12 protein-coding genes are annotated in these 13768 nt (G+C 59.5%); 4 read left to right on the top strand and 8 right to left on the bottom strand.

Going from position 1 to position 13768, the window contains the following annotated elements:
* Positions 1–23 precede the first annotated feature (23 nt).
* From CFA77_RS15920 to htpX, 6 genes are all read right to left on the bottom strand, one after another.
* Positions 24–1916 (bottom strand): polysaccharide biosynthesis protein, encoded by a 1893-nt coding sequence (locus CFA77_RS15920; protein WP_206991527.1) that lies wholly within the window; start codon positions 1914–1916, stop codon positions 24–26.
* Complete coding sequence (locus CFA77_RS15915; protein ID WP_242517416.1) at positions 1913–3661, bottom strand: heparinase II/III family protein; 1749 nt, start codon at positions 3659–3661, stop codon at positions 1913–1915. Before CFA77_RS15915 ends, CFA77_RS15920 begins: the two co-directional genes overlap by 4 nt.
* Before the next feature lie 3 nt (positions 3662–3664).
* Complete coding sequence (rpe, locus tag CFA77_RS15910) at positions 3665–4333, bottom strand: ribulose-phosphate 3-epimerase (protein ID WP_034814829.1); 669 nt, start codon at positions 4331–4333, stop codon at positions 3665–3667.
* 69 nt (positions 4334–4402) lie between these two features.
* Positions 4403–4888, bottom strand: a complete 486-nt coding sequence (locus CFA77_RS15905; protein ID WP_051607800.1) for a glycine zipper 2TM domain-containing protein — start codon at positions 4886–4888, stop codon at positions 4403–4405.
* A gap of 129 nt (positions 4889–5017) precedes the next feature.
* Positions 5018–6286: an RsmB/NOP family class I SAM-dependent RNA methyltransferase gene (locus CFA77_RS15900; RefSeq protein ID WP_206991526.1), complete on the bottom strand. Its 1269-nt coding sequence runs from the start codon at positions 6284–6286 to the stop codon at positions 5018–5020.
* Between the two features lie 16 nt (positions 6287–6302).
* Positions 6303–7199 (bottom strand): zinc metalloprotease HtpX, encoded by an 897-nt coding sequence (gene htpX / locus CFA77_RS15895; RefSeq protein ID WP_206991525.1) that lies wholly within the window; start codon positions 7197–7199, stop codon positions 6303–6305.
* Between the two features lie 89 nt (positions 7200–7288).
* On the opposite strand from htpX, the gene CFA77_RS15890 reads away from it, so the two are divergent.
* A complete protein-coding gene (locus tag CFA77_RS15890; protein WP_206991524.1) occupies positions 7289–7504 on the top strand; it encodes a DUF1674 domain-containing protein in 216 nt (71 codons plus the stop codon).
* Positions 7505–7515: 11 nt separating this feature from the next.
* On the opposite strand, the gene CFA77_RS15885 is transcribed toward CFA77_RS15890, so the two are convergent.
* Positions 7516–8700 carry an acyl-CoA dehydrogenase family protein gene (locus CFA77_RS15885; RefSeq protein WP_034814835.1) on the bottom strand — a complete coding sequence of 395 codons (1185 nt, stop codon included), beginning with the start codon at positions 8698–8700 and terminating at the stop codon, positions 7516–7518.
* Between the two features lie 97 nt (positions 8701–8797).
* Positions 8798–10669 carry a DUF885 family protein gene (locus CFA77_RS15880; protein ID WP_206991523.1) on the bottom strand — a complete coding sequence of 624 codons (1872 nt, stop codon included), beginning with the start codon at positions 10667–10669 and terminating at the stop codon, positions 8798–8800.
* Positions 10670–10773: 104 nt separating this feature from the next.
* On the opposite strand from CFA77_RS15880, the gene hemC reads away from it, so the two are divergent.
* The 3 genes from hemC to CFA77_RS15865 are packed head-to-tail and all read left to right on the top strand — an operon-like array spanning position 10774 to position 13762.
* Complete coding sequence (hemC, locus tag CFA77_RS15875; protein ID WP_206991522.1) at positions 10774–11757, top strand: hydroxymethylbilane synthase; 984 nt, start codon at positions 10774–10776, stop codon at positions 11755–11757.
* Positions 11751–12479, top strand: a complete 729-nt coding sequence (locus CFA77_RS15870; protein WP_206991521.1) for a uroporphyrinogen-III synthase — start codon at positions 11751–11753, stop codon at positions 12477–12479. The genes hemC and CFA77_RS15870 overlap by 7 nt, the downstream gene beginning before the upstream one ends.
* A 59-nt stretch (positions 12480–12538) precedes the next feature.
* Complete coding sequence (locus tag CFA77_RS15865; RefSeq protein ID WP_206991520.1) at positions 12539–13762, top strand: COG4223 family protein; 1224 nt, start codon at positions 12539–12541, stop codon at positions 13760–13762.
* Positions 13763–13768: the final 6 nt, after the last annotated feature.

Genomic DNA, 13768 nt, shown 5'->3' with positions numbered 1-13768 from the left:
GCGTATCATGACCGCGGCGTGGGTCAAGCGCTCCAGCGTCGCGCCTTTTCGGCTCGCTCGCTGGCATATTCCGGAACGAGAACGCCCAACAGGCGGAGGGCTTCAGAGCGTTCGCGCCGGGATGCCGCCTCAATCAACTCCCCGAGCCGCTTTTCAAAAAGCTCGGAAGGCGCATGCAGGTTTTCGACCTGCCAGATGCCGTCCACTTTGGTGGAGACCACGGCTTCATGCTCATAGGTCAGCACCTCATGCATCTTTTCGCCATCGCGCAGGCCGGTCGTGGTGATCTTGATGTCGACCCCTGGAACCAGGCCCTTCATACGGATCATGGTTTCGGCCAATTGCAGGATCGGCATGGGTTCGCCCATATCCAGTACGTATAGGCCGGTTTCTGATGTGCGATCCTGAAGTGCGGCCGATTGAAGGACGAGCGAAGAGGCTTCCTCGACGGTCATGAAGTATCGCGTCACGCCGGGATCAGTCAGAGTGACGGGGCCGCCCGCCGCGATCTGGCGCTCGAACAAGGGAACCACTGATCCTGATGAGCCAAGGACATTTCCGAAGCGAACAATAGAGGCGGCCATGCCGGTTTGCGCTGCAACCCGAGATACGGCCATCTCGGCCAGGCGTTTGGTGGCGCCCATGACATTGTCCGGATCGACCGCTTTGTCCGTGGAGATAAAGACAAAGCTCTTCGCGCCGACAGCCGCCGCGGCTTTGGCCGCGTTCACTGCGCCCGACACATTGGTCAGGATGGCTTCGCAAATGTTACGTTCCATCAAGGGAACATGCTTCAGCGCCGCCGCGTGGATGACGACATCCGGCTTTGCGCGCGTGAACACGTCGCGGACACGGTTCATATCGCGAACATCGCCCAGTCGGGCCGTGTGCCGGTTGGGGGGCAGGATGCCCGCCAATTCCATGTCGATTGAGTAGAGATTGAATTCTGAGGCATCGAACACGGTAATCGACGCGGGTTCGAGCCGAGCAACTTGGCGTGTAAGCTCCGAGCCGATCGTTCCGCCACCACCTGACACCAGGACGTTCGCATTGCTCACAAGAGCGCGGACCGGCTCAATGCAGAGATGGCGTTCCGGGCGCGACAGCAAGTCGGACGGGCGAACGGGCTCCAGCACTTGGGCTGTTTCATCCCGATTCAGCGCCATGATTTCGGCGCCATGGTTAGAAGCGGTCTCAAGTACGCGGATCGTCGTCTCGCGTTTACGCGCAGCGCCCGTCACAGCCACCCATGGCGTTTGTTTGTAGCGCACCGTCAACACTTCAATCAGGTCACCCAATTCGTCGAGAGAGCCAAGAATCGGAATGCCGCGAATGGCGCGGCCGGGCTCGGTCGCCTCCACGTCGACCAGACCGAGCAGACGAATCTTGCTGCTCTGGGCCGATGACTGGATGCGGCGAATGACCTGAACACAGCTCTGCGAATCACCAACGAGAAGAACCGGCTGACCGTTCTTGGCGACCGGGCTGAAGATTTGAAACGGCTCGTGTGTCGTGCGGGAGAGGGCGAACATGCGTCCGGCAAACAGGCCAAGCGTCCACAATATGAGCGCAACGCTCAATGTGGCGAAGGGCGTGGCCAGCAACCCGTTCAACATGAGCATGACCGGCAAGTAGATCAGGGCTGCAAGACAAACCCCCTGGAAAATCCGCACCGCATCCGGCCAGCCCATATGACGCCAGACCTGCTTTTGGATGCCAAGCACGAGGAAAGATAGTGCGACGGCTGCAGCGAAGAAGGCGGTGCTGATGGCGATCGAATTGAAGGGCAAGTCAGCGCGGGGCGCCTCGGACGACCAGACAAGCAATCCGGAAAACGCCATGGCAATGATCGCGATGCTGATGTCGAACCCGAGGGTCAGCGTCATAGCGCGTCGAGCGGCCTGTTTTGGCGTCATGCGGATCTTTCCTTCAGAAATGCCCAGCGAATACAATTCGGCGGCTGTTGTCCGTCCCCGTTAGGATCTGCAAAACCAGCCATAACGATTTGCTCGGGTCTTTCAACCACACCGCGCGCAAGATAAACTGTACGTTCAAGGCGCGCACCTTCATGGCTTGTCTTGAACTTCCAGACCGTACCGTCATCGCACACCAAACGAATGGCATCTCGGCCCATGATGGCTGTGACCGTAGGATGTAGGTGAAAGCGAATTTCAAAGCCAATGAACTTCCGGTCATCCGACGGCGGCTGAGAGACTGGTCTCACAAGGGAGTCCTCGCCCGTCAATCGCTGGCCATCGCCCGACATGAAAAGGCGGCGACGATGCAGCAATCCACACGGTGCCTTGTATCCGCCATGCTGCGCATCGAGCCATATCTCGTCGCCTTCTTCCAAGCGTTTGGCTGAAATACCTTCCGGTCCATGGGCGGAAAGAAGACGTGATTCGTCATTCAATGAGAATGTGGATGAGTCCCGACCAGCCAGGATCAGTGTGGAGTGGGCCCCCGTGCGCCGCACGGCGGCTTGCCAGTCCACATTCACCTCGGCGCTATAACCGCAAGAGGTAACAAGACGGCTTGGTCCGTCCGAAAGCTCGAATCCAAGCGCGCCTGCATGGGCAAAATTGCTGAAGGGGCGCTCGGGCGCTTCGCCACAATCGAGGATCAGCCGAAGACTATTTTTTTCAAGCTTCTGAAAGCCGGATTTGGGCGCGAAAGTGAACCGGCGGGGTGGAGCGGACAAATGGGCGAGCGCCGCCTCGACAACTTCCGGTCTCGCCTCGTCGCTATCATTGAACGGGCTGAGCGCGCCGTCGCCGGCTCGAAAAAAGGCGACCATTGCACCCATGCGCGAAACCCATTTCTCCAAGAATTCCGGTTCCGGGTGGCCAGCGCGTCGGAACAGGTCCCGAAGCGTCAGAAGATGCACAAGAGCGCGGAGGTTTCGCGACGGGCTGCGGCTTACATGCCCACCATCGGGAAGGATTTGCGCCGTGCATTCTGCGTCCAGTCTGGCGAGGGCGGTCTCCAGGCTCATTGCGCGGTCTATGCACAATGCTCCTGCAACGATTGTGACCGCACCGTACCAGCGCGCTTTGGGATCGGTTGCCGCGTCGATTTGTTCAGAAAGATAGCGGATTTGCCGAACCAGGCATTCCGAGCGGGTTCGTTGGGCATCTGCGGAGCCTGATTCGAAAAGAGCCGCGCCGCACAACATCCAGTTCCAACACCTCACGCTGGTAGGCGCCAGCCTCCAGGAGAACCCATTGAAGCTTCCATGGGATTCGATCCAGTCGTCGACAAAGCGTCTGGCACGTTCTGCCCCAAGGTCGCCCTGATCAAACAGATCAGGCAGCCATGAAAACCGATGCAGCCGATCCGCGAAGTGTTTGGAGGGAAGGGGAGTCGACCATGGCGGTTGGCCCGGCGCGAGGGTCAGACGCTCCATGCCGATGCGCCATATGTCCTGCATCAGGGCTTCGCCGCGCCGGTCATCCGTCGGCACAATTGGGGTCAGATGATGGGAAAAAGCATCAGGAATTGGCCCAGACAGCTTCAGCCGCTGCAGGACACCGACTTTGGCATCATCGCCACAAGCTCCACGAAACCTGCGCCAGAGAGCGGCGTCATCTGCGCCGGTTCTCGTGCGGTCAGCAAGGATTTCGCTATCTCCGCCTCCCACGTCCACCGTCCATTCCGTCAAGAACTATACTTTTAGATTTGGTCTGAGCGACCTGATGTTGTCAGCATAGGCCGACCCGCCGCCCTTGAAAACGGCTGACCCGGCAACAATTGCACTAACTCCCGCGGCGATGGCTTTTGGAGCAGTCTCCGGATTCAGGCCGCCATCGATTTCCAGGATGATATCTCTGCCGGTTGAGTCGATCATCCGTCGCAACTGTTCGACCTTGCGTAACTGGCTGTCGATAAAGGTCTGACCGCCGAAACCGGGATTGACTGACATCACCAGGATCAGGTCGATATCGTCCAGTATGGGCTCCACGATACTGGCGGGTGTGCCCGGATTTAAGGCAATTCCTGGCTTCATACCGGCAGCGCGAATCGCCTGAATCGTACGATGGATATGTGGTCCGGCTTCCGGATGAACCGTGAGGATGTTTGCGCCAGCCTTCGCAAAGGCAGCTATGAACGGGTCCACGGGGGCGATCATCAGGTGCACATCGAACGGCTTGTCCGTGCATTTGCGGAGCTTTTCGATCACCGGAGGGCCAAAGGTCAGGTTTGGCACGAAATGCCCATCCATGACGTCGATATGGATCATGTCTGCGCCAGCATGGTCTATTGCGGCAATCTCTTCACCGAGGCGAGAGAAATCTGCAGAGAGAATCGAGGGAGAAATCAACACGTCGCGCATGCGCAATCCCTAAGCTGGAACAGCCGGCCACACAAGGTGGCCGGCTGTCCGAAAGTGTAGAGATTGGGCCTAGTAGCCGCCGGCCGGAACCAGTTTCCAACCATCAGCCCCGGCAATGATATCGACCGGTGTACCTGGCGCGATATAGACATCCGCGCCCTGAATGATTTCCTTCACGTCACCCGTCGAGAAACGGACAATGTAGGCATAACCCTGTTGCTTGCCGACAGCCTTGCCAGCTGCGTTACCGGCGATGCCGCCGATGACGGCGCCACCAATGGCTCCCGCAGTCTGGGCCTTGTCGCCGCCACCAAGCTCGGAGCCTGCCAGACCACCCAACACGGCGCCTGTTGCGGTACCAATCAGGGACCGGTCAGATTGGATCGTTACGGCACGCACCGAAGTCACTGTACCGGTATAAACGGTAGAAGCCTGACCGACCGCACCTGGCGTGGCTGTTCCAGCGCCATAATTGCTTGCACATCCGGTGAGTGCCAAAGCGAGGGCAGCAAATGCGCCCACAGCAACTTTCCGGGGAGAAAATTCGGTAATCATGTTGAGTGCTCCCTGCACATTAGATGGGTTATCATTGCACAGTTCGCCCTGAATGGCAGATGAACTCTGCGAGACCTTTTTGTGGCAAGTCTGTTTACCGCTTGAAAACCATGCGCGGATTGAAATCGATCAAATCCGCTGCAGGCGCGCAATGTAGAAGGCATCATGCCCCGCGCCGTCTTGCGGCAGGGTCAGCAGATCGCCCTCTGGCGTCAGGCAATGCTCGAAACCGGGAATTTCTGCTTCGGATACAGGCTGACGTGAATAAAGCTCCGCCGTAATCGCCTGATCGACGATATTGCGCCCTTCGGAGTCAAGCGGGGTGCAGACGCAATAGATGACGATGCCGCCCGAAGTGACCATGTCGGCGGCGGCTGTCAGGAGGCGCGTCTGCGCTGCTGGAAAGCGATCAATTTCTTCCTCTCGCTTGATCCATGCGCCCTCTGGATGACGTCTCAAGATGCCCAATGCGGAGCAAGGGGCATCCAGCAGCAATTTGTTCACCGGAATCTCCGGGCGCCATTCATCGGCATTGGCCGCAACGATGTCCGCAGACAAGCCCGTTCGCGCAAGGTTTTCCCTGAGGCGCTCCAATCTCGGCCTGGACCGATCGACGGCGGTCACTTTCGCACCGGTGGCCGCCAGTTGAAGTGTCTTGCCGCCTGGCGCCGCGCACAAATCCACGACCTGATCGGTCCCGGTCACATTGAGCAGTTTTGCGGGTAGGGCAGCGGCGGCGTCCTGAACCCACCAGCCGCCTGCTTCAAACCCGGGCAGGGCCTCGATATTCGCGCTGTTCAGCCGGATGGAACCGGTTGGCAGCAGGTCGCCGCCGGTGACCTCAGCAACCTGAGCCGGACCGGATTTTGCGGACAGGAAGATAGGCGGTTCGTGCAGTTGGTGCGCGGCGAGTTGCTCTGCGCCATCGGCGCCAAGATCATTCGCGAAACGGCTGGCCAGCCAATCCGGCCAGATCAGGCTCGCGGGCATTGCATCAAGGTCAGGCGGTGTGTCGGCTGCGCGCCGTAACACGGCGTTGAGAAAACTGCCTCCCGAACGCGCATCCGGCCAGCCCTTGGCCGCTTCAACCGTCTCCGACACAGCGGCATGAGGCGGTGTTTCCAGCCGCCACAGCTGTACCACGCCAATGCGCAATAGGGCGCGAATGGCAGGGCTGGTGGCGTTGAGTGGTCGCGACAGCAGGGGTGAGAGACCCGCATCAATGCGGCCAAGTTCACGCAGGGCGGCGCTCGCCATCAGTCGGGCAAAGCCCCGATCGGGCCCTTCCAGCTCGTTGAAGCTGTCAGATTTGAGCATCGCCTCGTCCAGCGTGCGGCGGCTTTCCAGCGCCAGCATGAGCAATTCGGCTGCGGCGCGCCGTGCCAGGGCGCCGCTCATGAGTCTGACTCCATGATCAGCCCCACGGTCCGGCTTGGCGACGCGGTGCATCCGCAGTCTCGGAGCTGACGCCCATCTCGGCTGCCATGCGGCGCAAGGCTTCGATCCGGTTCGCGGTTGCCGGATGGGTTGAGAACAGATTGTCGGCGCCGCGTCCATTGAGGGGATTGGCGATGTACATGTGCGCCATGGCGGGGTTGCGCTCGGCCGCCATGTTGACCGAGGCGCGGGCACCGCGTTCAATCTTCTGAAGCGCGGAGGCCAACCAGAGCGGATTGCCACAAATCTCTGCGCCTCGCTTGTCGGCCTCGTATTCCCGTGATCGGCTGATGGCCATCTGCACAAGGGCGGCCGCCATCGGCGCGAAGATCATGATTGCGAGAGAGCCGATGAGGCCCGCCCGCTCGCGGCCAAAGAACAGCGCGAAATTTGCCAACATGCCGATCGCACCCGCAATTGTTGCGGTAACGGTCATGGTCAGCGTGTCGCGGTTCTGCACATGCGCCAGTTCGTGCGCCATAACGCCTGCGACTTCCTCGCGGGTCAGCGAGCCGAGCAGGCCAGAGGTCGCGGCGACGGCGGCGTTTTCGGGATTGCGCCCGGTCGCAAAGGCATTCGGTTGCGGTGTTTCAATAATGTAGACGCGCGGTGCAGGCAGGCCAGCGCGTTCTGCCATGCGGGCCACATCACCCGCAAATGTGCGCAGCATGGGGGAGGAGGTCTCCGGCGTGACCTCTTTGGCACCCTGCATGCGCAGGACAATCTTGTCGGCATTCCACCATGAAAATACGTTCATGCCAGCGGCAGCGACAAAGGCGATTGCCATGCCGAGAACACCGCCGATCAGATAGCCGACCGCCATGAACAGCGCGGTTAGCGCAGCCAGTAACATGAAGGTTTTTGCGGTACCCATGGGTGACACGTCTCCAGTGGTTTCAGTCGGGGGATGTTTAAATTCCCCAGAAACCTATATGGGGATTGTTAACGAAATGGGGAGTGCAGATGAGCACACCGGACTTTCCTGATGCGGCCGAAATTGCGCGTCGCGAGACCCTGACACCAGAGGCGCGTCGCGCGCTGGAAGAAGCAGATGCGCGTCGAATCGAGATGGCTGAGGACGTCTCTAAGCTGCCGGAGAACGAGCGTGGCGGCCCTCGCAAGATCGAGCCAACCCGGTATGGCGATTGGGAACGCAAGGGTATTGCCTACGATTTCTGATCAGACGGGCGCTAGAGACCCAGCACCTTCTTTGCGATGATGTTGCGCTGAATCTCGTTGGTGCCGCCATAAATCGATTGGGCGCGCCCTCCGAAATACGTCGCCACATCCGGCGCGGCATAGGGGGGCAGGGTGGCTGGAAGGTCGCCGGCCTTGCCGAAGGGCTGTCCGAAATGGCCGACGGCATCCAGCATCAGTTCGGTAATCTGCTGGTGGGTCGTGGTTGCCAGGATTTTTACTGTGGATGCGGCATCGCCCGGTGATCCGCCTGCGGAGAGCGCGGAGAGGATGCGGAAGACAGTCATCTCCAGGCCATCCACCGCCATTTCTGCTTGGGTCAGCTTTTGCGCAAAGCCCGGATCATCGATCAGGCGGTAATTGCCGCTCTCAGGCAAGGAGCGAGCGATCTCGCGCACATGGCGCAACATGGCCCGTTTGCCGCCGATGCGAGCATAGGAGGTGCGCTCAAACCCGAGCAGGTACTGCGAATAGGTCCAGCCCTTACCCTCTTCGCCGATGCGAAACTCTTCCGGCACGGTGACATTGTCGAAGAAAACTTCGTTCAGCACATGCTTGCCATCAATCGTGATGATCGGCTTCACCGTCACGCCGGGCGCATCAATGGGGCAACAGATGAAGGTAATCCCTTCCTGCTTCTTCCCCTCATTGGAGGTGCGCGTTAGCAGGAAGATCCAGTCGGCATGCTGGGCGGCCGAGGTCCAGATCTTGTGGCCATTCAGCGTATAGGTCCCGTTTTCCAGCACGGCGCTGAACTGGAGCGATGCGAGGTCTGATCCTGATCCCGGCTCTGAATAGCCCTGTGCCCAGCCGACCGAGCCGTCGCGGATGCCAGGAAGCCATTTTTCCTTCTGAGCGTCCGACCCGAATGTGTAGAGTACAGGCCCGACATAGACGACGCCCATAGGCGTTACGGTTGGTACGCCAGCGCGCTCCAATTCTTCATCAAAGACGTATTGTTCCTCGACGGACCAGCCGGGGCCTCCATATTCTTCGGGCCATGCCGAGGCGAGCCAGCCTTTCGCGCCGAGCGCCATTTCCGACTTTCGGACCTCTGCTGTTGTCAGCGCGTGACCTGCGCGGTTTTTCTCAAGAATGTCCTTCGGAAAATCCGTTTCAAAGAAGGTGCGGACGGTCTGCCGAAAGGTTTCAGTTTCCGGGCTGAAATCGAGGTTCATAGCATTTTCTCCCTTCCTGAAAAGCGTAGGGCAGGGCCTGCCTCAAGCAAGCCCTGCCCTCGCGTCGCCCGGAAGGGCGCTAAGCTCGCAGACTGGATCAGGCCGCTTTTACTTCCTCGATCCACTGGTCGATGCGGCGTTCGAGGATTTCCAGCGGCAGAGCGCCGCCGCCCAGAACCGTGTCGTGGAAGGCGCGGATGTCGAACTTGTCGCCAAGCTCGTCTTCAGCCTTCTTGCGCAGCTGCTGGATCTTCATCATGCCGATCTTGTAGCTGGTCGCCTGACCCGGCATCACGATGTAACGCTGGATCTCGGAGCGCGCCTGCATCTCGGTGATGGCCGTATTGTTCAGGAAGTACTGAACGGCCTCTTCCTCGGTCCAGCCCTTGGAGTGGATACCGGTGTCGACAACAAGACGGATTGCCCGCCAGATTTCGGAGCCGAGGCGACCGAAATTGGAATACGGATCTTCATAAGTATCCGGGAATTCCGTGGCCAGCCATTCGGAATACAGCGCCCAGCCTTCGATGTAAGCGGTGAAGCCGGCCTGGGTGCGGAACTGCGGTACGCCTTCCAGCTCCTGAGCAATCGAGATCTGCATGTGGTGGCCCGGAATGCCTTCATGATACGCGATCACTTCCAGTTCGCGTTTCGGCATCGCGGTCATGTCGGACAGGTGAGCGTAATAGGTTCCTGACCGCGATCCATCCGGCGTTCCCGGATAGTAGTGCTGGGCAGCTCCGTCCTGTTCGCGGAACGGCTCAACGCGCTTCACGACAAGGTTGGCCTTCGGCAGGATGCCGAAGAATTCCGGCAGGTTCGCCTTGATGTTTTCGATGTCGCGGGTCGCGTCGTCAATATAGGCCTGACGTCCCTCATCCGTATTCGGATAGTAGAAGCGTTCATCATCCTTGGAATCGCGCAGCATGGTGAAGAATTCCTGCAGCGTGCCTTCGAAGCCTACTTCCTGCTTGATGGCCTCCATTTCTTCATGGATGCGCGCCACTTCGGCGAGGCCGATCTCGTGGATTTCGTCGGCTGTCAGGTCGGTCGTGGTCTGCGTGGCCAGCAGGTGGTTGTAATAGTCCTTGCCGTTGGGCTGGGTGTCCGCGCCGACCGGGCTGTCCGGATCCGGCGAATTGGCCATGTCTTCTTCAGCGAAAGCGATAATGGCCTCGTACGCAGGCTGGAAGTTATCGACCAGCGCGATGCGGGCCTGTTCCAGCTTCGCATCAGCCTCTTCCTCGGTCAGTTCACCGGCTTCTGAAAGTTTCGCGATCTCGGATTTGACGTCGGCGTAAAGCGCGCTGTCTTCGCCTTCGGTGAACGGCGCACCTGTGATGACCTTCTTCGACTGGTCGATCACGCCTTCATAGGCAAATTTCGGGGCATGGACGCCGCGTGAAGCAGATTCCCTTGCTATCAGGATCGCCTCATTCATGGCGCGACCAGTTTCGCTGATCCGGTTGACGAGGGCATCGAAGTCTTCGACCGATTCCACATTGTGGAAATTGATCAGGAAGGTGGGCATGAAGCCCTGTGGGCCGTTCATCTGGTCGAAGATATAGCCATTATAGAGATATTCTTCGCCGGCGACTTCCTGCTCGGTCTGGTACTTCCAGATATCATAGGAGATACGGTCTGCTGGTGAGAGCGCATCATAGTCGAACTCGTTTTCCATTTCTTCGGTGGCTGCAACGCGCCATGCCAGTTGCTCTTCGTGGCACTCAAGGGTAAAGCAATCGATCTGGTCATTCTTGTCCTTGCGGCCCAGGAAAGTCAGTCCAATCGGGCTGAATTGCAGTTCTTCTTCGTATTTTGCGTCAAACCACGCATTCAGGCGTTCGCCATTGGCTGCCATTTCTTCTGCCGTCACTGGTGCCTTTTCAGGTTCGGCGGCGGGGGTGGGCTGGCCACAGGCGGTCAGCGCAAGCGCAAGGGCAATCGCGGTGGCGGTTTGCTTGATCATGAGAGACTCCAGAAAATTATTCTCGAAAAACGATAAGACTTGGTATTCCTTTCCGCGGCGCTGTGTCAATTGGCAAGTCCGCTTGAGGGCGTTAGGGGAGGGGGATGACTGATCCACGTATTTCTCCCGACGACACGTCCCACCGCGACCAGCGTGTGCTGCGCATTGGCACGCGCGGCTCGCCGCTCGCGCTCGTACAGGCCCGGCAGGTGGCGGCGGCGCTGGAAATTCACTCCGGCGGTGCATGGCGCGGCGAGATCGTTACCTTCACGACGTCCGGAGACCAGCTGACAACTGAGCGTCTGATTGATGCGGGCGGCAAGGGTCTGTTTACGCGCGAACTCGATGCGGCGCTCGACCGAGGGGAGGTGGACGTGACCGTGCACAGTCTGAAAGACGTGCCGTCTGTCTTGCCTGAGGGGCAGCGTTTTGTGGCGTTCCCGGATCGGGAAGATCCGCGCGAAGGTTTTCTGTCACCACATGCAACCAGTCTGAACGAATTGAAGCAGGGTGCACGTGTGGGCACCGCCTCCCTACGCCGGGAAGCGCAGACTTTGGCGCTGCGCCCCGACGTCGAGATCGTGACGTTCCGCGGCAATGTTGCGACCCGTATGCGCAAGTTGGAAGAGGGGCTCGCAGACGCGACCTATCTCGCCATGGCCGGGCTGACGCGCCTCGGCATGGCGCATTTGGCGCACCCGATCCCGCTGGAAGACATGCTGCCAGCCGCCGGGCAGGGGATCGTCGGCGTTGTAGCGCGGGAAACTCTGGCTGAAGATGCTGCAGAGGCGTTCAAGAAGATGAACCATGAGCCGACCGAGTCCGCTGCCCATATCGAACGGGCTTTCCTTGCAGCACTCGACGGCAGTTGCCGCACGCCGATTGCGGCGCACACGTTTGACAAGGGCGACACCTGGTTTGTGAAGGGCGAAGTTCTGTCGCTGGACGGCAAGCAGACTTGGTCTGCCAGCGGATCGTGTGCCAAGGCGTCCGCATTCCAGCAGATGACGGATCTGGGGGCCAGGCTTGCCGCTGACATCCGCGATGCGGCGGGCGGTGAACTGCCAGCCTTCGGCAGCGCATGGTGAAGCCACCGGTCATCGTGACCCGTGCGGAGCCCGGTGCCTCCGAGACCGTGACACGGCTGATGGATATGGATTTTCATGCCATTCGGTCTCCCATGCTCGAGTTGAAAGCGCTCGAAGCGCCCATTCTGGACTTGTCGGGCATCTACAATTTGGTCTTCACGAGCGCGAATGGCGTTCGGTTCTTCGTGGAAGCTGTCGGAGGTATCACGGAGCACCTCGCTGATCTGACTACGTGGTGTGTAGGGCCCGCGACGGCGGATGCGGCTGAAGCAGCAGGCTTCAAGAGAATTGTACGGGGAGACGGAAATTCTGATGAACTCGCCCGCTTGATCCTGTCTTCGGAATGCACAGAAGACGGCTTTCTTCATATTGCGAATTCGGCGGCAGCCGGAAACCTGGTAGCGCAACTGTCCGCTGCCAAATGCGATGCCCGATTTCTGGCACTTTATGAGACGGTTCCCGCATCAGCGCTACAAGCGGATGCGGTTCAGACACTCCGCTCCGGTTCGGGTGCGGTTGTTCTGGTTCATTCAGCCAAGGCTGCGCATGTTTTTGCGGCCCTATCTGAAAGTATACCAATGGTGACCAATATCTGCGTCGCAATTTCGGAGGCCGCCGCAGCCCCGTTAAAGTCTTTGCAGGCGCGGGCACTTATATCTGCTGCCAGGCCCAATGAGGACGCGCTCATGGAGGCTTTGTTGATGGCTTGCAAAGAGCTTTGATCGCTGCCGAACTATATGCGATTGTGGCTCGAACTCCCGTCTGAAGGGAAATGTGATTGATGACCGAAGATTCGACACCGGAAGACGACCATATCGACTCATCTGAGCCGATTGATGCTGATTTCGAACCTGCCCCTGAAGAAGGCGCACGGGGACGCGGTGGCGTTTCTGCGGGGCCAGGCTGGCTGGGTGCACTCGTTTTGTCCCTGTTTGCGGCCGGTCTTGGCGGTATTCTCGGCATGGTCGGTTCACGATACCTCGCAAACAATCCGACCAATCCCGGCATGGTGGATTCGCGCCTGACGGACATGGAGTCAGGTCAGGAAGAAGTCTCCATCCGGCTGGCCCGGACGATCCGCGAGCAGGACGGATTGAGTGCGAGCATCTCTGCCCTCGCAACCGAGGTCGAAGCGCTGGCCCAGCGCGAAACCGGGTCCGCAGCTACAATAGATACAAGCGCACTTGATGAGCTTCAGCAGCGCGTCGTTGCGCTTGAGTCTATCGACACGACAGGTGAAGTCAGTCCGGAAGATGTCTCCCGCGCTGTTGCCAGCCTTGAGTCTCGGATGGAAAGGCTCGCCCGATCAGTTGAGCAATTGGAAGCGGCACCGAGCGGCGTCCAGATCGAACGGGTGATCGAGGTTGAAACCAAACTGGCCGAACTGCGCGACGATTTGAGTGAAGCCAAGCTCTCGAACAGCCGCGACGCCGAACAGATGGCGGGCCTGATTGCGGGTATGCGTCAGGATGAGGCCGCTGCGCGCGGGGCAGCCGAAGCAGCGTCCCAAACGGCCGACATGGCCCGTGCGGTGTCCGCAATAGAGGCTGCCTCCCGAAAAGGCGGAGGTTTTGCGCCGGAACTGCGCATGCTCAGGTCGCAACTACCGGACGATTCTTCGGTTCGACAGCTGGCGTCCATATCCGCGGAGGGGGCGCCGACGGTTGCAGAGCTCCAGGCTTCTTTCGATGTCGCGCGATTGAAAGCAGAAGCGGCCATTCCGGACACGTCGGAAGAGGGACTGTCCTGGCTCAATCGCGCTTTTGGGGACGCTGTCAGTGTGCGGCGGCTGGACGGCGGGGACAGCGAACCGGATGCCATTCTTGCCAAGGCCAGTGAAGCGCTGGCAATCGGCGACCTCGAAGAGACGGTCGAAATGATAAGCCGACTTGAAGGCGAGCCCGCCAGAGCTATGGCCGACTGGACCGCGCAGGCAAACCGGCGCATCACTTTGGAAGCGGCGCTGGAAGCCTTGCAACAACGCCTCCTTGAAGGGAAACAATAAGCCCCC

It is taken from the genome of Hyphomonas sp. KY3, from assembly GCF_017309975.1.
In the GTDB taxonomy this organism is placed as follows: Bacteria; Pseudomonadota; Alphaproteobacteria; order Caulobacterales; family Hyphomonadaceae; genus Hyphomonas.
Note: the sequence above shows the minus strand (reverse complement) of the source record. Positions and strands in the feature narration are given on the sequence as shown.